Genomic DNA, 18,154 nt, shown 5'->3' with positions numbered 1-18,154 from the left:
CTGTGGCGAATACTTCTCTAGTGGCCAATGCCAATAAGTTTGGTGATCTGAAGCGTCGAATCTGGTTCCTGATTGGCGCGCTGATCGTTTATCGCATCGGCGCCCATATTCCGGTTCCGGGTATCAACCCTGCCGAACTAGCGAAGTTGTTCCACACATCGCAGACGGGCCTGCTCGACATGTTCAACATGTTCTCGGGCGGCGCCCTCTCGAGGTTTACGGTATTTGCCTTGGGCATCATGCCGTACATCTCGGCTTCCATCATCCTGCAGCTTGCGGCCGAGGTTCTGCCCAGTCTCAAGCAGCTGAAGAAGGAAGGCGATGCGGGACGTCGCAAGATAACCCAGTACACGCGTTACGCCACCGTTGGTCTCGCGACTTTCCAAAGTTTCGGCATCGCGGTGATGTTGTACAAGCAGCCAAACCTGGTGATGACTGCTCAGTGGGAGTTTTATCTGACGACCGTGGTGTCGCTGGTCACCGGAACCATGTTCCTGATGTGGTTGGGTGAACAGATCACCGAGCGTGGTATCGGCAACGGTATCTCGCTGATCATCTGCGCGGGTATCGCTGCAGGTGTGCCGGCCGCCATTGGTAAAACCCTGACTCTGACTAGTCAGGGCTCTTTGCCCATCCTGTTTGCCATCCTGCTGTTTGTCGGTGTGATCCTGGTTACCTTCTTGGTGGTCTACGCTGAGCGTGGCCAGCGCAAGGTGCTGGTGAACTACGCCAAGCGTCAGGTGGGCAATCGCGTCATGCAAGGCCAGAGCACGCATTTGCCGCTCAAGCTCAACATGGCAGGGGTGATTCCTCCGATCTTCGCATCGAGCATCATCTTGTTCCCGGCCACCGTTCTCGGTTGGTTTGGTCAGGGTGAGCACATGTCTTGGTTGAAGGGCGTGGCTGACAAGCTGCATCCGGGTCAACCGATCTATGTGCTGCTGTATGCGGCGGCGATCATCTTCTTCTGCTATTTCTACACGGCGTTGGTTTTCAACCCGAAGGAAACGGCTGACAATCTGAAGAAGAGCGGAGCGTTCATTCCGGGCATCCGTCCAGGTGAGCAGACTTCCCGTTACATCGAGAAGATCATTCTGCGGCTGACGCTGATCGGTGCGATCTACATCACGCTGGTTTGCTTGATGCCTGAGTTCCTGATCCTGAAGTGGAACGTTCCGTTCTACTTCGGCGGTACGTCGCTGCTGATTATCGTGGTGGTGACGATGGACTTCATGGCGCAGGTACAGTCCTACGTGTTGTCGCATCAATACGAGAGCTTGCTGAAGAAGGCTAACTTCAAAGGCAATGCGCTTACCCGCTGACACACGAGTTCACACTGGGTTATATGGCTAAGGAAGACACTATCCAGATGCAAGGCGAGATCCTTGAAAACTTGCCCAGCGCAACTTTCAAGATCAAGCTCGAAAATGGACACGTGGTACTCGGGCATATCTCTGGAAAGATGCGGATGCACTACATCCGCATCCTGCCAGGCGACAAGGTGACTGTGGAGTTGACTCCATACGATCTGTCCCGTGCCCGCATTGTGTTCCGTGCGAAGTAATGCATTCGCTCTTTTAGGATTTGAAAGGATCTGAACATGCGAGTACAGCCTTCTGTAAAGAAGATTTGCCGCAATTGCAAAATCATCCGTCGCAATCGCGTAGTACGCGTGATCTGCACGGACCCGCGTCACAAGCAAAAACAAGGCTAACATTTGTTAGACCTGGATTTGCGTGATACAATCGCAAACTTTTCAAGGTCTTAAGGCTTAAGGAAAGAGTATGGCCCGTATTGCAGGGGTAAATATCCCCAATCATGCGCATGCCGTTATCGGCCTGCAGGCAATTTTCGGCATCGGTCAGACTCGCGCCCAGCAAATTTGTGCTGCTGCTGGCGTGAATCCCTCCACCAAGGTGAAGGATCTGTCTGAAGCTGAAATGGAAACTCTGCGTGATGCAGTGGCGAAGTTCACCGTTGAAGGTGACCTGCGTCGCGAAATCACCATGAGCATCAAGCGTCTGATGGACATGGGCTGCTATCGCGGCTTCCGCCATCGTCGCGGCTTGCCGTGCCGCGGTCAACGCACTCGCACCAATGCCCGTACCCGCAAGGGTCCGCGCAAGGCGATTGCCGGCAAGAAGTAAACTAAGGAACACAGAGAATGGCTAAAGCAAACACAGCTGTCCGTGTACGTAAAAAAGTGCGCAAGTCTGTTAGCGAAGGTATCGTGCACGTTCACGCTTCGTTCAACAACACCATCATCACTATCACCGACCGTCAAGGAAATGCACTGTCTTGGGCTACCTCTGGCGGCGCTGGTTTTAAGGGCTCGCGCAAGAGTACACCCTTTGCCGCTCAGGTAGCCGCAGAGCACGCTGGTAAAGTTGCCCAAGAATACGGTGTGAAGAACCTCGAAGTTCGTATCAAAGGCCCGGGCCCGGGTCGTGAATCCGCTGTTCGAGCACTCAACTCGCTGGGCTTCAAGATCACCAGCATCTCCGACGTGACGCCGGTACCGCACAACGGTTGCCGTCCGCCCAAAAAACGTCGTATCTAATTCGGAGAGTGTGAGAACATGGCACGTTATATTGGCCCGAAGTGTAAGCTCGCTCGTCGTGAAGGCACCGACCTTTTCCTGAAGAGCGCGCGTCGCGCACTGGATTCCAAATGCAAACTGGATGCTGCCCCTGGCCAGCACGGCGCCCGTCGCGGCCGTCTGTCCGACTACGGCGTTCAGCTGCGTGAAAAGCAAAAAATCCGCCGTATCTACGGCGTACTCGAGCGTCAGTTCCGCAACTACTTTGCGGAAGCTGTTCGCCGCAAGGGCTCCACGGGTGAAAACCTGCTGAAGCTGCTTGAGTCCCGCCTGGACAACGTTGTATATCGCATGGGCTTTGGCTCCACTCGCGCCGAAGCGCGCCAGCTGGTTAGCCACAAGGCTATCGTTGTGAACGGCCAGGTTGTGAACATTCCGTCCTTCCAGGTTAAAGCTGGTGACGTAGTGTCCGTCCGCGAAAAGGCTAAGAAGCAGGCTCGCATCGTCGAAGGTCTGGCTCTGGCTGAGCAAGGTGGTTTCCCGTCTTGGGTGTCGGTTGACGCCAAGAAAATGGAAGGCACTTTCAAATCCGCTCCGGAACGTTCCGAACTGTCTAGCGATATCAACGAACAACTCGTTGTGGAATTCTACTCCAAGTAATCGCTAGCTCTTAGGGAATGACTATGCAAAACAGCGCTTCGGAATTTCTGAAACCTCGTCTGATCGATGTTCAGCCGGTATCCGCTACTCACGCTCGCGTGTCGATGGAACCGTTCGAGCGCGGCTACGCCCACACGCTGGGCAATTCGCTGCGCCGCATCCTGCTGTCGTCGATGCCGGGCTATGCTCCGACCGAAGTGACTATCGCTGGCGTTTTGCATGAGTATTCCGCGCTTGATGGCGTGAGAGAGGATGTCGTAGACATTCTCCTCAACCTCAAGGGCGTAGTGCTTAAGCTGCATGGTCGCGACAGTGTCGTGCTGACCTTGAAAAAGGAAGGCGAGGGCGCTGTCTTGGCTAGCGATATCGAACTGCCGCATGACGTGGAAGTGATCAATCCGGAACACGTGATTTGTCACATCTCCGCCGGCGGCAAGATCGACATGGAGGTCAAGGTGGAGAAGGGCCGCGGCTATCAGCCGGTGTCCTCCCGCATCAGCCATGACGACAACCGTTCCATCGGTACCATCCAACTGGACGCTTCCTTCTCGCCGGTTCGCCGCGTGAGCTTCGCTGTGGAAAGCGCCCGTGTGGAACAGCGTACCGACCTGGATCGCCTGGTTCTCGACATCGAGACCAACGGCATCCTGGAGCCGGAGCAGGCTGTGCGCAACGCAGCCCGCATCCTGATGGATCAGCTGTCGATCTTCGCTGACCTCCAAGGCACAGCGGTTGAAGAAGTCGTTGAAAAGGCGCCGCCGATCGATCCGATCCTGCTGCGTCCGGTAGACGATCTTGAACTGACGGTCCGTTCGGCCAACTGCCTGAAAGCAGAGAACATTTATTACATCGGCGATCTGATCCAGCGCACCGAAACCGAGCTTCTGAAGACTCCGAACCTCGGCCGCAAGTCGCTGAACGAGATCAAAGAAGTTCTCGCTTCCAAGGGCCTGACTCTCGGCATGAAGCTCGAGAACTGGCCTCCGGCTGGTCTGGAAAAGCCGTAAGTTTGAGACTAAAGGACATTAACAATGCGTCATCGTTACAGTAATCGTAAACTGAACCGCACGACCAGCCATCGTCTGGCGATGCTGCGCAACATGGCCAACTCGCTGCTGAAGCACGAAGCAATCGTGACCACGCTGCCGAAGGCCAAGGAACTGCGTCGTGTGGCCGAGCCGCTCATCACGCTCGGCAAAAAGCCGTCTCTCGCCAACCGTCGTCTGGCGTTCGACCGCACCCGTGACCGCGATATCGTGGTTAAACTCTTCGACGTGCTCGGCGCGCGCTACGCTACCCGCAACGGCGGCTACGTGCGTATCCTGAAGTACGGTTTCCGCAAGGGCGACAACGCCCCGATGGCTCTGGTAGAGCTGGTGGACCGTCCGGAAGAATCCGTTGCCGTAGAAGACAACTCCGCCGAGTAATCGACGAAGTTGCCGAGAAAAGCCAGCTCTTTGAGCTGGCTTTTTTCATATCCGTGTCCCGTCCTGGAATAAGTTGACACTTTTTCGCCGTAACGAAGGAGAGTCACATGGAATCAAGGATTAAGCGTACCCAGCAAGACTACAGCCTGGCTTTTAAACTGTCGGTCGTAGAGCAGGTAGAAAAAGGCGAACTGACTTACAAAGAGGCGCAACGCCGCTATGGTATTCAAGGTCGTTCGACGGTGCTGGTATGGTTACGTAAGCACGGTTTGCAGGACTGGAGTGCCCAGCCCTCCCGTAGCGCCCAGGGGATCGCGATGGGGAATCAAGGCAACAAGCCGCTGACGCCAGAACAGCGGATCAAGGAACTGGAAACCCAACTCAAAGAGGCCAATGAGAAGGCGCAGCTATTCGAAGCGATGCTTGAGGTCTTGAAGAAAGACTACGGGGTGCGCGTAGTAAAAAAGCCTTCGGGCAGGTCCTTGCCCAAAGGCTCGTCCAGGGGCTGAGCGTGGGCCGGGCCTGCCGATATGTCCAGTTGAGCCGCCAGGCCTATTACAAGCGCCGCCAAAGCGAAAGCCATCGTGCCGAACGGAATGGCAAAGTGATCGCGTGGGTGAGGGACGTGCGCTTGCGCCAGCCCCGACTGGGAACGCAGAAGCTGCACCATGTGCTGCAATCGCGAATGGCTGAAGCGGAGATCAAGCTGGGACGGGACGGTTTGTTCGATCTGTTGCGTACAGCCCGCCTGCTGGTCGTGCCGCAGCGGGCGTACCATAAGACCACACACAGTCACCATCGCTTTTACCGCCATCCTAATCTGCTCAAGGCCGGGCCGCACCAAGTCGTCCCGACGGGGCCGGAGCAGGTCTGGGTGGCGGATATCACCTACTTGCCGACAGCGCAGCGGTTTGCTTACCTGAGTCTAGTGACCGACGCTTACTCAAGGAAAATTGTTGGGTATCATGTGCATGACAGCCTGCAGGCGGAGGAAGTCAGCGGAGCCCTCAAAATGGCCTTGCAACGCGACGTTCACGGCAGCCGTTGATTCACCACTCCGATCGCGGCATTCAGTATTGTTCGGCCTACTATCAGCAGATCCACGAACGACACGGGCTGACGTGCTCAATGACGGATGGCTACGATTGCTACCAGAATGCCCTGGCAGAGCGGGTGAACGGCATTCTAAAAGGCGAACTGCTGCTGCATCGCCCAGCCGATTTGCAACAGGCGAGGAAAATGGTGGAGCAGTCGGTGAGGATTTACAACCACGAGCGCCCTCACCAGGGCTTGAAATACAAGACGCCCGATGAGGTACATCGGGCGTCTGTAGCGAGCATCTGACCAGCGCATGCAGCGCGCTGGCAGGTGTCAACCTATGTCAGGACTGGGCACCGGGCGCCTTGAAGGCGAGAAAACGCCGGCCTGCGGATGCGGAACCGGCATTGTCATGGCCTTAGAATATCGATAGTCCGGTGCGGGTGGTAAAGCGGTCCAAAGCCTCCAGCCCAAGCACCGAATTGCCGCGGCTGTCCAGCTGCGGACTCCAGACCGCCAGGCTCATCTTGCCGGGTATCACGGCCAGCAAGCCCCCTCCCACGCCGCTCTTCACCGGCAAGCCCACCCGATAGGCGAACTCGCCTGCCGCGTCGTAAGTGCCGCAGGTCAACATGACCGCGTTCACCTGTTTGGCCTGGCTGCGGCTGAGGTATCGTTGACCTGTCAACGGCGAAACGCCGTGATTGGCCAAGAATAGCCCGGCGCGAGCCAGCTCCCGGCAGCTCAGTTCTATGCTGCAATTGTGAAAATACTGGTCCAGCACGTTGCCGACTTCATGTTCGATATTGCCGTAGCTTTTCATGAAGTGCGCCAGGGCCGCGTTGCGATCGCCATGCGCGCGTTCCGAAGCCGCGATGGCCTCATTGGCCGATAACGCGGCATTGCCGGTTTCGAGACGTAGCCAGGAAAGCAATCGGGCATGCGCGTCGCTGAAGTGGCGGATGGCGCGGTCGGTTACCGCCAGTGCGCCGGCGTTGATGAAGGGGTTGCGGGGGATGCCGTGCTCGTACTCCAGCTGCACCAGCGAGTTGAAGGGATTGCCGGAGGGCTCCTTGCCGACGTGGCGCCACAATGCTTCGCCATCCGCCTGCAAGGTCATCGCCAGCATGAAGGCCTTGCTGATGCTCTGGATGGAAAAGGGCGTGTCGGCGTCGCCGCAGGCATGGCTCTGGCCATCCAGCGTGTGGATGGCCCAGCCGAACTGATGGGGCGGGACCGAGGCGAGCGCGGGAATGTAGTCGGCCACGCGGCCTTGGTCATAGAAAGGCAAGATGTCTTGCCGGATATCTTTAATGAGGGCTTGCAAATCCATCTAGCGATTGTATGCAGCGCTAGCGGAGGCGTCTAGAAGGCGTAACGTTCCTGCAGCACCTCGACCGGCGCGCCAAGCTCCAGAATGCCTTGGTTGCGCGCGCGCAGATTCATGCCGAAGCAGACGCCCTCTTCCAGTCTGCGGGTGCGGACCAGGGTGCGCAGCGGCTCTCCGTCGGCATCCTTGACGCCGGTATCCGGGTCCACGGTCGTCAGCACGCAGCGGGTGCAGGGCTTCATCACATCGAACTCCACCTCGCCGATGCGGATGACTTGCCATTCGTCTTCTACCCAGGGGTAGTCTGCATTGACCACCAGATTGGGGCGGAAGTGGCGCAAGCTGACGGGCTTGGCCAACTGGCGGTTCAGGTCGTCCAGCGAGGTTTGATTGACCAGCAGATAGGGATAACCATCGGCGAAGCTCATCTTGTCCGGGCCCCCCTTGAAGGCGCGTTGAGATTGCGCGCCCAGCCACAGCAGCCGGCAGTCTATGCCCAGCAGGCTCTGGAACCAGGTGTCGACGCGCTCGTCGCCATGACAGGCGTCAAAGCCGTCCTTCCAGACTTGGGCGAAGTGCGGACGGGTATAGACCGTGGTCATGGCGAAAATCGGCGCTTTGTCGGGATAGCGCAGCAGAATGCCGCCGGGGATGAGGTCGATCTGCACGCGCACCAGCTGCGGGTAGGCGCGCGCGGTGATTTGCTGGCCGTCGGGGGTGGCCAGCAGCCATTCCCGGTCATGCAGCAATCCTAAAGAGCCGGCGAAGGCGCGCTCGAAAGCGATGCCGCGCGCCGATTTCATGGGGTGGACAAACATTTGCCGCAGTTGCATCGCCTCTCCTTGGTTCTTGGCACTGAGGATGATACCACTGGGCCTGATGCATCCGGTATGGGGGCGGGTGTGAGGGCTTGTAAGTTTATTAACAAAAACCCCGCTGGGAGTCGCGGGCAATTGTAAGAGAATCATTGCATATCCATGCAGAGCGATTTAGATTCTCAAGTTACAGGCAGACTCTGGTTGGACAATCTGACATTTCGGATTGAGAAATGTTCTGATTACGATCAGTTTCAAGCGTAAATCCTGCGAAAGGAGACCATTGCGTAGTGATTTGTGCGTTGAGCTTTGTAGCGATAAGTACTAAACCGGAGTAGAGCCGGGACAATCATAAATGATGCCGCGGTATAGGATTGCAAGCCGCGCGCGGGCCGCCAGTGCTTGGGGAAGAGGAGATTTGGAATGCGTTCTTTGCGAGTCAAGCTGATTGCTTTTATCGCCTTTTTGCTCGTGGTATTGGGCATTGTGATCACGATTCTGGTATACGGCCAGATGCGGAATGAAATCATCCGCGGCGTGGAAAACGAGTTGGATGGCACATCCAAGGGCTATGCGGGCCAGATCGCCGGCTGGTACAAGAGCAAGGTCGGCGTGGTCATCGCGGCCAACTCTTTGGTCGCCGAGCAGGATCCCCGCCAGACCCTGGCCAAGCTGAGCCAGGCCGGCGGTTTCGACATGACCTATATCGGCACCGCCCAGCATGTGATGATACGCTCGGACATGAAGCCGCAGCCGCAGGGCTATGACCCGGTGGCGCGCCCCTGGTATCAACAGGCGGCCGCGGCGGGCCAGCCTGGCGTATCCGATCCTTATGTCGATTTCGACACCAAGAAGCTGGTGGTGACCTTCGTGTCGCCGGTCAAGGATGGCACTGGTTTGAAGGCCGTGGTCGGCGGCGATATTTTCATCGACGACCTGGTCAAAACGGTGTTGTCGGTCAAGCTGCGCGGCAACGGCTACGCTTTCCTGGTGGACAAGACCGGCAAAGTCATCGCTCACCCGGATGCCAGCCTGACGCTGAAGCCGCTGAGCGAAAAAGTGCCTGAGCTGACTGGCGATCGCTTGACGCAGCTGGCGAATGGCAATGATATGGCGGATATCCAGATCGGCGGCGAAGACAAGCTGGTGGAGGTGCAGCCTGTGGAAGGCACCAACTGGCTGGTGGGCGTGGTGACGGACTCCTCGGTGGTATCCGGCCCCTTGCGCACCCTGCTGATGACCGTGGTCGGTCTGGGCGCCTTGTGCGTAGTGATCCTGGTGCCGGTCGCCAGCGTGATGCTGAGCAAGATGCTGGCGGGGCTGGGCCGCCTGCGCGGCGCGATGCTGGAAATCTCGCAAGGCGAGGGCGATTTGACCCGCCGCATTCAGGTAACCGGCCAGGACGAAATCGCCGAAACCGCCACCGCCTTCAACCGCTTCATCGATCAACTGCAGAAAATGTTCATCGCCGTGAAGGAAGAAGCCGAGCGAGTGACCGGCGGGGTGGAGAGCGTTTCGCATATCGTGGATAAAGTGGCGCACGATTCGCGCCAGATCTCCGACGTGTCCAGCTCCAACGCGGCCACGCTGGAAGAAATCACGGTCAGCATCTCCCACATCGCCGATGCGGCGCGGGAAGCCGACTCGCTGGTCAACCATACCGGCCAGGTGTCGAGCGAGAGCGCCAGCGGCATGATGCAGATCTCCAGCGAGATGAATAGCACGGTGGACGCGGTGAAGGGCTTGTCGGGCATGCTGTCTTCGCTGGATCAGCGCTCGCAGCAAATCAGCGGCATCACCAATGTGATCAAGGACATCGCCGATCAAACCAATCTGCTGGCGCTTAACGCCGCCATCGAAGCGGCGCGCGCCGGCGAAATGGGCCGCGGTTTCGCGGTGGTGGCGGACGAGGTGCGCAAGCTGGCGGAGCGCACCGGCCAGGCCACGGTGGAAATCTCCGGCATGGTCAGCACCATACGCGAGGAAACCAGCCAGGCGGTCAGCAATATGCAGCGCACCGTCAACTCGGTGGATGGCGGCGTGGAGTTGACGCAGGGCGCGGTGGAGCGGATCGAGAAAATCCAGAACGCCATGCAGGAAGTGATGGCCAAGATGAACGAGATCACGCTGTCCACCAGCGAGCAGCATAAGGCGACTACCTTGATCGCGCAGAGCACCGAGCAGATCAACGGCCGCATCGTCGACAGCGACGACGCATTGCAGAGCGTGCGCGATACGCTGTCGGATTTGTCCCATTCCGCCAGCAATATGCGGCAGCTGTTTTCCAGCTTCCATGTTTAAAGCGTCATCGATCATGAAAGCCCGGCATCGCCGGGCTTTTTCTTCGCCGTCTGAGGCGCGCGAAGGATTAAATCGACGTGGCGATCAGGTGGGTGGGGACTAGAATAGTCCTAAGAAAAAATACTAAGAGCGGCATGCAGAGGTGCGGGGAAGGAGCGGGTCATGGCAAGTGCGGGCGGAATGAGCCTTAGGATGCGTCTGTTTGGATTGATGGTGCTGGTGGTCATCGTGGTTTGCCTATTGGGCTTGGCCAGCGTGATCCAGCAACGGCATTCGATGATGCAGGACAGGCAGGATAAAGTCAGAAATCTGGTGGAAAGCGCGGTGTCTGTCGTTTCCACCTATGAAAAATTGGTGGCCAGCGGCAAGCTGCCCGAGGCCGAGGCCAAGCGTGTGGTGTCCAAGGTGCTCAGCTCCATGCGCTACGACCAGCGCGAATACTTTTTCGCTTACGACGCCGATTGGAACTATGTTGCGCACGGCGCGAAGCCGGAACTGATAGGCAAGAACCTGGCGGGGGTCAAGGATCCGAACGGCGTGGAACTCAAAACGCTGTTCCAGACGGCGATTTCTTCGCCTGGGGGCGGCGGTTTCGGCGAGTATGTCTGGAACAAACCCGGCTTCTCCCAGCCGCAGCCCAAGATGTCCTATATCACCACGACGCCTGGCTGGCACTGGATAGTCGGCTCGGGCATTTATCTGGATGATGTCGACGCCGCATTCCGGCAGCAGCTGTTATGGCTGGGTGGCGAGTTGATTGTCGCGCTGGCGGTGCTGCTGGCCTTGGGCGGCATGGTGCTGAACTCGGTGCTGCGGCAACTGGGCGGCGATCCTGGCGATACGGTGATGGTGGTGAAGCGTATCGCCTCTGGAGAATTGTCGGAGCGGGTGGCCATCAAGTCCGGCGACCAGAGCAGCCTGATGGCGGCGGTGAGCGGCATGCAGCAGGAGCTGCAGCGCTTGGTGCGGGACATCATCGATCATGCCAATCAGCTGTCGCAGATGAGCGGCGAGGTGACCGGCGAAGCGGCGGCGGTGGGGCGCGGCTCGGAAACGCAAAGCGAGGCCGCCACCGCGATGGCGGCGTCTATCGAACAACTTACCGTCAGCGTCAACCATATCGCCGACCGTTCTGAAGACGCGCGCGATCTGGCCAAGGAATCCGGCAAACTGTCCAATGCCGGCGGCGCGGTGATCGCCGAGGCGGTGGACGAAATGCGCCGCATCAACGAGGCGGTGGATGAAACGTCAGGCATCATCACCAGCCTGGCCGACAAGACCCAGACCATCTCCAGCATCATGCAGGTGATCCGCGATATCGCCGATCAGACCAATCTGCTGGCGCTCAACGCGGCCATCGAGGCGGCGCGGGCCGGCGAAATGGGCCGCGGCTTCGCCGTGGTGGCGGATGAGGTGCGCAAGCTGTCCGAACGCACCGCGCAGGCGACGCAGGAGATCGCCGGCATGATCCAGGATGTGCAAAAAGGCGCGGAGCATTCCCGCAACAGCATGGCCGAAGCGGTGGATAGGGTGAAAGCGGGCCTGGGCCTGGCGGAGAAGGCGGGCGAGGAGATCGCCCGCATCAAGACCAGCGCCGACGGCGTGATCGGCGTGGTGGGCGACATCTCCTTCGCCCTGCAGGAGCAGAGCGTGGCCAGCCAGACCATCGCCCAGCATGTGGAGCAGATCGCCCACAGCGCCACCAGCAATGCCGAGGCCTCTAAATCGGCCTCGCGGGCGGTGCATGATATGGACCAGCTGGCAGGCCGGCTGCGGCAGCTGGTCGCCCGCTTCCGCGTTTAGTGGCGGCCGCGGTGGCGCCAGCCCAGCAGCAGGGCCAGCAGCAGCAGCGCGCCGCAGGCCAGCACCGTCGGCAGATTGCCCACCCGCATATAAGGCGTCAGCCCCTGGCGGCTTTCGGCGAAGCCGGTCAGCACCTGCACGGTGAACGGCGCGGCGACGGCGGCGATTTCCCCGTCCGGCCGAATGATGGCGGTCATGCCGGTATTGGTGGCGCGCAGCACGTAACGGCCGGTTTCCAGCGCCCGCGCCTGCGACAGCTGCAGGTGCTGGCTCATCGCCTCGCTCTTGCCGAACCAGGCCAGATTGCTGACATTGGCCAGGATGTTGGCGCGCGAGGCCGGGTCGATCAGCTCTTCGCCGAAGCTGTCTTCATAGCAGACGTTGAACGCCACTTTCTGGCCGGCCAGCGTCAGCGGCTCCTGATTGGCGCCGCCATGGCTGAAGCCGGACAGCGGCATATTCATGTGCTGGTAGATCCAGCCTATCAATCCCGGCAGCGGCACGAATTCGCCGAAGGGCACCAGGTGGTCCTTGGCGTAATACGGCATCTTGGGGTCGGTCAGCGTGGTCACCGCGTTCAGGTAGCCGCGGCCATCCGGCGTGCGGCGCGGAATGCCGCTGGCCACCGACATATTGGCGCGCTTGGCTTCGCCGCGCAGCATGGTCAGATAACCGGAAGGCAGATCGTCGAGGAACAGCGGCAGGGCGGTTTCCGGCAGGATCATCAGATCGGCGCGGGTCAGCGCCACCTGGCGATAATAAGTGAGCAGCGAGTTTTCCAGATTCTCCGGCGACCACTTCAAGTCCTGAGCGATATTGCCTTGAGCCAGGGCTACGGTGAGGGGTTTGCCGATTGGCGTGGTCCACTCCACATCGCGCAGCCAAGCGCCGCTGCCCAGCAGCACGGCCGCGCCGATCAGAATGGCCAGCCGGCCGCGCATCTTGGCGCGCGCCAGCATGGTCAGCGCGCCGGCGGCAAGCGCGGTGAGGAAGCTCACTAGATGGATGCCGCCCAGCGGCGCATAGCCGGCCAGCGGGCTTTCGGTGATTTGCGAGTAGCCGGCGGCGGCCCAGGGAAAGCCGGTCAATACCCAGCTGCGCAGCCATTCGCCCAATTCCCAGGCGGCCGGAAAGGCGATCAGCCAGCGCACCCATGGACTGGGGTGGGCGCGGCAGGCCAGCCAGGCGGCCAGGCCAGGATACAGGCCCAGATAGACCGGCAATAAAAGCACCAGCGGCGCGGCGATCCAGGCCGGCAAGCCGGCGACATCATGCAGGCTGGCGTAAATCCAGTGGAAATTGCTGACATAGGCGGCCACGCCCCAGACATAACCCAGCCAGAAGGCGCGCTTGGGCTCGCGCTGCGCCAGTTCAGCCAGCGCAGCCAGGCACAGGGGCATCAGCCAGAACATCCGGTAGGGGGCGAAGGAAAACAGGGTCAGCGCGCCGGCCAGCGCGGCGGCAAGCAGCAGGATCAGGAGTCGCATGGGCTGGTCTTGAGTGTTTCTGTCAATAAAAAAGCAGCCGCCGGGAGGCGGGCTGCTTTCAGCATAGGTCTTATTCCACCGAGTTGGCGGACACCCGTATCCGCTCCACCAGCAGCGTGTCCAGGCGGCGGCTGTCGGCGCGTAGCACGGTGAAGCGCAGGCCGCCGGCCTCGATCTGTTCGCCGCGCTTGGGCAGGTGGCCGGTCAGCGAAATCACCAGGCCGCCGACGGTGTCGACGTCGTCGTCTTCGTAGTCGGTGCCGAAATAATGGTTGAAGTCTTCGATCTCGGTCAGCGCCTTGACGCGATAACGCTCGTCGCCGCGCACCGGGACGATGTCGTCCTCGTCGTCGTCGATGTCGTATTCGTCCTCGATGTCGCCGACGATCTGTTCGATCACGTCTTCGATGGTCACCAGGCCGCAGACGCCGCCGTATTCATCCACCACCACCGCCATGTGGTTGTGGGTGGCGCGGAAATCGCGCAGCAGCACATTGAGCGGCTTGGATTCGGGCACAAACACCGCGGGGCGCAGCACATTCTTCAGATTGAAGGTGGCGGGCGCATGGAAGTAACGCAGCAATTCCTTGGCCAGCAGGATGCCGAGCACGTCATCCTTGCTTTCGCCTATCACCGGGAAACGCGAGTGGCCGGTGTCGATCACCGTGGGCAGGAAGCGCGAGATCGGATCGTCGATGTTGAGCACGTGCATCTGGCTGCGCGGGATCATCACATCCCGGACAGTCAGTTCGCTCACTTCGAGCACGCCTTCGATCATGCCGAGGGCCTCGGCGTCCAGAAGGTTGCGTTCGAAGGCGTTGTGCAGCAGCTCGATCAGATCCTCGCGGTCCTCCGGCTCGCGCATGAGCATGGTGGACAGGCGTTCAAGCCAACTGGGTCGCGGTTTACTGGGGTCTTCCATTTCTTAGTGTTGCTCCTCGTGATAGGGATCGGGATATCCTAGCTGTTTAACGATGACGGTTTCAAGCGCTTCCATCGCTTCGGCCTCGTCATCTTCTTCATGATCGAAGCCTTGCAGGTGCAGCATGCCATGCACCAGCAGGTGGGCGTAGTGCGCCATCAGGTCCTTGCCCTGCTCGGCGGCTTCTTTTTCCACTACCGGCGCGCACAGCACCAGGTCGCCGAACAGCGGCAGGCCGGGCACGGTTTCGCCTTCGTTCAGGGCGAAGGACAAGACATTGGTCGCATAATCCTTGCCGCGGTAGTCGTTGTTGAGCTGACGGCCTTCAGCGGCGTCGACGATGATGATGCCGACCTGGGCCTGTTTCACCTCGCGCCGCAGCGCGGCCTGGCAGGCGCGGCGGATCAGCGCCGGCTCCGGCAACAGGGCGGCGTCGCTGCGCACCTCCAGGCTCAGTTCCAGCCGCGCCGCCAGGCGGGCCAGCAGCGGATTGCGTTTAGCTTTTTTCATCTTGCTTGCTTTGGTAATGATCGTAGGCATCGACGATTTTCTGCACCAGCGGATGGCGCACCACGTCGTTGCTGTTGAAATGATGGAAATGGATGCCGCGCACCTGGCCGAGGATTTTCTCCACTTCGACCAGGCCGCTTTTCTGGTGGCGGGCCAGGTCGATCTGGGTGACGTCGCCGGTGATCACCGCCCGCGAGCCGAAGCCGATGCGGGTCAGGAACATCTTCATCTGTTCCGGCGTGGTGTTCTGCGCCTCGTCCAGGATGATGAAGGCGTGGTTCAGCGTGCGGCCGCGCATATAGGCCAGCGGCGCGATCTCGATCAGGTTCTTCTCGAACAGCCGGGTGACTCGGTCGAAGCCCATCAGGTCGTACAGCGCGTCGTACAGCGGGCGCAAGTAAGGGTCCACCTTCTGCGCCAGGTCGCCGGGCAGAAAGCCCAGCTTCTCGCCGGCTTCCACCGCCGGACGCACCAGCACGATGCGTTTGACCGCGTCACGCTCCATCGCGTCCACCGCGCAGGCCACGGCGAGATAGGTCTTGCCGGTGCCGGCCGGGCCGATGCCGAAGGTGACGTCGTGCTGCTGGATGGCCTTGATGTAGCGGGCCTGGTTGGGCGTGCGGCCCTTCAGATCGCCGCGGCGGGTGGCCAGCACCGGCGATTCTTCCTGTTCGGCCGCGGAGTGTTGCTGGCGCAGCTCCACCAGCGTCAACTGCACATCGTCGATGGACACATCCTGCTCGGCCGCCAGCAGATAAAGGCGGGTCAGCGCCTCCACCGCCAGTTTGGCGGCGGCGCCGTCGACGCGGAAGGCCTCGCCGCGGCGGCGCAGCGCCACGTCCAGACCGGTTTCGATCTGTTTCAGGTTCTCGTCCAGCGGGCCGGCCAGCCGGGCCAGCCTGTCGTTGTCCACCGGGTTGAAGCTCAGGGATTCGCTCGTGCTCATGCGTTTTGCAATTGTTGGCTTAACTGTTCAAAAACGGCGGCGTGGCGGCCGTGTGACACCTGATAGGCCGCCATGCCTAGTTTGCGCGCTGGCGCGATGTCGCGCTCCGCGTCGTCGCCCACCATCAGGCAGTGCGCCGGCGACAGGTTTTCCAGCGCCAGCGCGTGGAGAAACATGCGCGGATCGGGTTTGGCCGCGCCGGCTTCGTCCAGCGTGACGACATGCCGGAAATGGTGGGCGATGCCCAGATGCTCCAGCTTGGCGCGCTGTTGTTCGGCGCCGCCGTTGCTGACCACGATGCGGATCAGGTGGCGGGTGGCGTCCAGAAACGCCGCCGCGCCGGGCGTGAGCCGGCGATGGCTGCGGTAAGCGTCCATATACGGCTGAAACAGCCGCGCGGCCTCGTCTTCAGCGATACGCGGCTGGCCCAGGAAATCGCGCAGCCGCTCGTGGCGCTGCTGCGCTATCGTCAACTCGCCGCTTTCGAAACGCCGCCAGTGGCGCTCTATACAGACCAGCCAGCGGCGGAATAATTCGGGCTCGGATTCATCGAAGCGCGCGGCATGCGGCGCGATGAAGGCGGCAAACGCCTGCTCTGTGGCGTGGCGGTCGTCAAACAGGGTGTCGTCCAGGTCCAGCAGCAGGGCCTTGATGCCGCTTGCGTTCATGCTTCCTTCAGGCCTTCCAGGCCGGGAGCGGCCATGCTGGGCACAAACTCGATGATGTCGTAGCGGGCGACGCCGCCCTTGGCGAACGGGTCTTGCGCCAGGCGGGCCTCCAGCGCGGCGCGCTCGCCGCGGGCCAGGATGACGCCGCCGTCGCGCGGCACTTTGCGGCCGGAGGCGACAAACAGGCCGTCGGCGTAGGCTTGCTTCAGCCATTCCACATGCGCGGCCAGCAGGGCGTCCACATCGGACAGCGGGGCGATATAGGTCAGCGAGACGACAAACATCCTTGATCCTCCGTGAGTAAAGAGGGCACAGCATACGCCCGGCAATTTACATTGCATAGCGCGCCGCGCCCTTTCACGGTCAGGCGCTCTCGTGGGTCACCACCTCGCCGGCCAGCGAGTGCGGGAAGGCGGCGGTGATGCGGACGTCTATCGTCTGGCCCAGCAGGCGCGGGTGGCCGGCGAAGTTGACCACGCGGTTGTTGGCGGCGCGCGCCGCCAGCATGGTGGAGTCCTTCTTGGACACGTTTTCCACCAGCACGCGCTGGATGCTGCCGACCATGGACTGGTTGATGGCGAAGCCCTTGGCCTCGATCACCTCGTTCAGCGCTTCCAGGCGGCGCACTTTTTCCGCATGCGGGGTGTCGTCCGGCAGGTTGGAGGCCGGCGTGCCCGGGCGCGGGCTGTAGATGAACACGAAGCTGAAGTCGAACTCGCAATCGCGCACCAGTTTCAGCGTCTGCTCGAAGTCGGCCTCGGTTTCGCCGGGGAAGCCGACGATGAAGTCCGAGGACAGGCACAGGTCCGGGCGGATGGCGCGCAGCTTGCGGATGATGGACTTGTATTCCAGGCCGGTGTAGCCGCGCTTCATCGCCATCAGCACGCGGTCGGAGCCGCTCTGCACCGGCAGATGCAGGTGGGAAACCAGCTTGGGCAGCTTGGCGTAGCAGTCGATGATGCGCTGGCTGAATTCGCGCGGGTGGCTGGTGGTGAAGCGGATGCGCTCCACGCCCGGCACTTCGTGCACGTATTCCAAGAGCAGCGCGAAATCGGCGATTTCGCCATCGCTCATCGCGCCGCGGTAGGCGTTGACGTTCTGGCCCAGCAGCGTGATTTCCTTGACGCCCTGGGCGGCCAGGCCGGCGATCTCGGTCAGCACGTCCTCGAACGGGCGCGACACTTCTTCGCCGCGGGTGTAAGGCACCACGCAGAAAGTGCAGTACTTGGAACAGCCTTCCATGATGGAGACGAAGGCCGCGCCGCCATCCACCTTGGCCGGCGGAATGTGGTCGAACTTCTCGATTTCCGGGAAGGAGATGTCCACCTGCGAGCGGCCGCTCTGCTTGCGGCTCTCGATCAAGTCCGGCAGGCGGTGCAGCGTTTGCGGGCCGAACACCACGTCCACATACGGCGCGCGCTTGACGATGGCGTCGCCTTCCTGGCTGGCCACGCAGCCGCCCACGCCGATGATCAGGTTGGGATTGGCTTCCTTCAGCGGGCGGATGCGGCCGAGGTCGGAGAATACTTTCTCCTGGGCCTTTTCCCGCACGCTACAGGTGTTGAACAGGATGACGTCGGCCTCTTCCGGATTGTCCGTCTTGACCATGCCTTCGGCGCTGCCCAGCACGTCCGCCATCTTGTCGGAATCGTACTCGTTCATTTGGCAGCCGAAGGTCTTGATGTATACCTTCTTCATTGCTACTCGG

Annotated in this window: 19 protein-coding genes and 1 pseudogene; 11 read left to right on the top strand and 9 right to left on the bottom strand. The window is 60.6% G+C overall.

The window, feature by feature from the left end:
- Window positions 1-2 precede the first annotated feature (2 nt).
- From secY to NKT35_RS04605, 9 genes and pseudogenes are all read left to right on the top strand, one after another.
- Window positions 3-1,322, top strand: coding sequence for a preprotein translocase subunit SecY (gene secY, locus NKT35_RS04645; RefSeq protein WP_254299324.1), 1,320 nt, complete (start codon window positions 3-5; stop codon window positions 1,320-1,322).
- Window positions 1,323-1,345: 23 nt separating this feature from the next.
- Entirely contained in the window at window positions 1,346-1,564 is a 219-nt protein-coding gene (infA, locus tag NKT35_RS04640) for a translation initiation factor IF-1 (protein ID WP_031296780.1), read from the top strand.
- A 36-nt stretch (window positions 1,565-1,600) separates the two neighbouring features.
- On the top strand, window positions 1,601-1,714 hold the full coding sequence (gene rpmJ, locus NKT35_RS04635; protein WP_011137711.1) for a 50S ribosomal protein L36: 114 nt from the start codon (window positions 1,601-1,603) through the stop codon (window positions 1,712-1,714).
- A gap of 70 nt (window positions 1,715-1,784) precedes the next feature.
- Window positions 1,785-2,147 carry a 30S ribosomal protein S13 gene (rpsM, locus tag NKT35_RS04630; RefSeq protein WP_254299322.1) on the top strand — a complete coding sequence of 121 codons (363 nt, stop codon included), beginning with the start codon at window positions 1,785-1,787 and terminating at the stop codon, window positions 2,145-2,147.
- 17 nt (window positions 2,148-2,164) lie between these two features.
- Window positions 2,165-2,560, top strand: coding sequence for a 30S ribosomal protein S11 (gene rpsK / locus NKT35_RS04625; protein WP_011137709.1), 396 nt, complete (start codon window positions 2,165-2,167; stop codon window positions 2,558-2,560).
- An 18-nt stretch (window positions 2,561-2,578) separates the two neighbouring features.
- Entirely contained in the window at window positions 2,579-3,199 is a 621-nt protein-coding gene (gene rpsD, locus NKT35_RS04620; RefSeq protein WP_254299319.1) for a 30S ribosomal protein S4, read from the top strand.
- A 23-nt stretch (window positions 3,200-3,222) separates the two neighbouring features.
- Entirely contained in the window at window positions 3,223-4,206 is a 984-nt protein-coding gene (locus tag NKT35_RS04615) for a DNA-directed RNA polymerase subunit alpha (RefSeq protein ID WP_254299312.1), read from the top strand.
- 24 nt (window positions 4,207-4,230) lie between these two features.
- The gene (gene rplQ, locus NKT35_RS04610) at window positions 4,231-4,626 is read left to right on the top strand and encodes a 50S ribosomal protein L17 (RefSeq protein WP_254299305.1); all 396 of its coding nucleotides are present in this window, start codon (window positions 4,231-4,233) and stop codon (window positions 4,624-4,626) included.
- 107 nt (window positions 4,627-4,733) lie between these two features.
- A pseudogene (locus tag NKT35_RS04605) lies at window positions 4,734-5,970 on the top strand (IS3 family transposase).
- Window positions 5,971-6,082: 112 nt separating this feature from the next.
- Here NKT35_RS04605 and NKT35_RS04600 read toward each other — a convergent pair.
- Window positions 6,083-6,997, bottom strand: coding sequence for a glutaminase (locus NKT35_RS04600; RefSeq protein ID WP_371926444.1), 915 nt, complete (start codon window positions 6,995-6,997; stop codon window positions 6,083-6,085).
- A 32-nt stretch (window positions 6,998-7,029) separates the two neighbouring features.
- A complete protein-coding gene (locus tag NKT35_RS04595; RefSeq protein WP_254299301.1) occupies window positions 7,030-7,827 on the bottom strand; it encodes an MOSC domain-containing protein in 798 nt (265 codons plus the stop codon).
- Between the two features lie 405 nt (window positions 7,828-8,232).
- On the opposite strand from NKT35_RS04595, the gene NKT35_RS04590 reads away from it, so the two are divergent.
- Window positions 8,233-10,110 carry a methyl-accepting chemotaxis protein gene (locus NKT35_RS04590; protein ID WP_254299300.1) on the top strand — a complete coding sequence of 626 codons (1,878 nt, stop codon included), beginning with the start codon at window positions 8,233-8,235 and terminating at the stop codon, window positions 10,108-10,110.
- Between the two features lie 192 nt (window positions 10,111-10,302).
- Window positions 10,303-11,913: a methyl-accepting chemotaxis protein gene (locus tag NKT35_RS04585; protein WP_254299299.1), complete on the top strand. Its 1,611-nt coding sequence runs from the start codon at window positions 10,303-10,305 to the stop codon at window positions 11,911-11,913.
- Here NKT35_RS04585 and lnt read toward each other — a convergent pair.
- The 7 genes from lnt to miaB form a co-directional block, all read right to left on the bottom strand.
- Entirely contained in the window at window positions 11,910-13,400 is a 1,491-nt protein-coding gene (gene lnt, locus NKT35_RS04580) for an apolipoprotein N-acyltransferase (RefSeq protein ID WP_254299298.1), read from the bottom strand. The genes NKT35_RS04585 and lnt overlap by 4 nt on opposite strands.
- A gap of 70 nt (window positions 13,401-13,470) precedes the next feature.
- On the bottom strand, window positions 13,471-14,322 hold the full coding sequence (locus tag NKT35_RS04575) for a CorC family transporter (RefSeq protein ID WP_254299297.1): 852 nt from the start codon (window positions 14,320-14,322) through the stop codon (window positions 13,471-13,473).
- Between the two features lie 3 nt (window positions 14,323-14,325).
- Window positions 14,326-14,832 carry an rRNA maturation RNase YbeY gene (gene ybeY, locus NKT35_RS04570; RefSeq protein WP_254299296.1) on the bottom strand — a complete coding sequence of 169 codons (507 nt, stop codon included), beginning with the start codon at window positions 14,830-14,832 and terminating at the stop codon, window positions 14,326-14,328.
- Window positions 14,819-15,778 carry a PhoH family protein gene (locus tag NKT35_RS04565; RefSeq protein WP_254299289.1) on the bottom strand — a complete coding sequence of 320 codons (960 nt, stop codon included), beginning with the start codon at window positions 15,776-15,778 and terminating at the stop codon, window positions 14,819-14,821. Before NKT35_RS04565 ends, ybeY begins: the two co-directional genes overlap by 14 nt.
- Complete coding sequence (locus NKT35_RS04560) at window positions 15,775-16,446, bottom strand: HAD family hydrolase (protein WP_254299286.1); 672 nt, start codon at window positions 16,444-16,446, stop codon at window positions 15,775-15,777. Before NKT35_RS04560 ends, NKT35_RS04565 begins: the two co-directional genes overlap by 4 nt.
- Window positions 16,443-16,730 carry a YciI family protein gene (locus tag NKT35_RS04555; RefSeq protein WP_254299284.1) on the bottom strand — a complete coding sequence of 96 codons (288 nt, stop codon included), beginning with the start codon at window positions 16,728-16,730 and terminating at the stop codon, window positions 16,443-16,445. Before NKT35_RS04555 ends, NKT35_RS04560 begins: the two co-directional genes overlap by 4 nt.
- Before the next feature lie 79 nt (window positions 16,731-16,809).
- Window positions 16,810-18,144 (bottom strand): tRNA (N6-isopentenyl adenosine(37)-C2)-methylthiotransferase MiaB, encoded by a 1,335-nt coding sequence (gene miaB / locus NKT35_RS04550; RefSeq protein ID WP_254299281.1) that lies wholly within the window; start codon window positions 18,142-18,144, stop codon window positions 16,810-16,812.
- Window positions 18,145-18,154 lie beyond the last annotated feature (10 nt).

It is taken from the genome of Chromobacterium sp. IIBBL 290-4, assembly GCF_024207115.1.
In the GTDB taxonomy this organism is placed as follows: Bacteria; Pseudomonadota; Gammaproteobacteria; order Burkholderiales; family Chromobacteriaceae; genus Chromobacterium.
Note: the sequence above shows the minus strand (reverse complement) of the source record. Positions and strands in the feature narration are given on the sequence as shown.

Bases quoted from the DNA above. Each gene is read 5' to 3' on its own strand.
- rplQ (WP_254299305.1), top strand. From the start codon at position 4,231: ATGCGTCATCGTTACAGTAATCGTAAACTGAACCGCACGACCAGCCAT.
- rpmJ (WP_011137711.1), top strand. From the start codon at position 1,601: ATGCGAGTACAGCCTTCTGTAAAGAAGATTTGCCGCAATTGCAAAATC.
- NKT35_RS04555 (WP_254299284.1), bottom strand. From the start codon at position 16,730: ATGTTTGTCGTCTCGCTGACCTATATCGCCCCGCTGTCCGATGTGGAC.
- infA (WP_031296780.1), top strand. From the start codon at position 1,346: ATGGCTAAGGAAGACACTATCCAGATGCAAGGCGAGATCCTTGAAAAC.
- ybeY (WP_254299296.1), bottom strand. From the start codon at position 14,832: ATGAAAAAAGCTAAACGCAATCCGCTGCTGGCCCGCCTGGCGGCGCGG.
- NKT35_RS04585 (WP_254299299.1), top strand. From the start codon at position 10,303: ATGCGTCTGTTTGGATTGATGGTGCTGGTGGTCATCGTGGTTTGCCTA.
- NKT35_RS04590 (WP_254299300.1), top strand. From the start codon at position 8,233: ATGCGTTCTTTGCGAGTCAAGCTGATTGCTTTTATCGCCTTTTTGCTC.
- NKT35_RS04560 (WP_254299286.1), bottom strand. From the start codon at position 16,446: ATGAACGCAAGCGGCATCAAGGCCCTGCTGCTGGACCTGGACGACACC.
- NKT35_RS04595 (WP_254299301.1), bottom strand. From the start codon at position 7,827: ATGCAACTGCGGCAAATGTTTGTCCACCCCATGAAATCGGCGCGCGGC.
- rpsD (WP_254299319.1), top strand. From the start codon at position 2,579: ATGGCACGTTATATTGGCCCGAAGTGTAAGCTCGCTCGTCGTGAAGGC.
- NKT35_RS04575 (WP_254299297.1), bottom strand. From the start codon at position 14,322: ATGGAAGACCCCAGTAAACCGCGACCCAGTTGGCTTGAACGCCTGTCC.
- rpsM (WP_254299322.1), top strand. From the start codon at position 1,785: ATGGCCCGTATTGCAGGGGTAAATATCCCCAATCATGCGCATGCCGTT.
- miaB (WP_254299281.1), bottom strand. From the start codon at position 18,144: ATGAAGAAGGTATACATCAAGACCTTCGGCTGCCAAATGAACGAGTAC.
- lnt (WP_254299298.1), bottom strand. From the start codon at position 13,400: ATGCGACTCCTGATCCTGCTGCTTGCCGCCGCGCTGGCCGGCGCGCTG.
- NKT35_RS04565 (WP_254299289.1), bottom strand. From the start codon at position 15,778: ATGAGCACGAGCGAATCCCTGAGCTTCAACCCGGTGGACAACGACAGG.
- NKT35_RS04600 (WP_371926444.1), bottom strand. From the start codon at position 6,997: ATGGATTTGCAAGCCCTCATTAAAGATATCCGGCAAGACATCTTGCCT.
- rpsK (WP_011137709.1), top strand. From the start codon at position 2,165: ATGGCTAAAGCAAACACAGCTGTCCGTGTACGTAAAAAAGTGCGCAAG.
- NKT35_RS04615 (WP_254299312.1), top strand. From the start codon at position 3,223: ATGCAAAACAGCGCTTCGGAATTTCTGAAACCTCGTCTGATCGATGTT.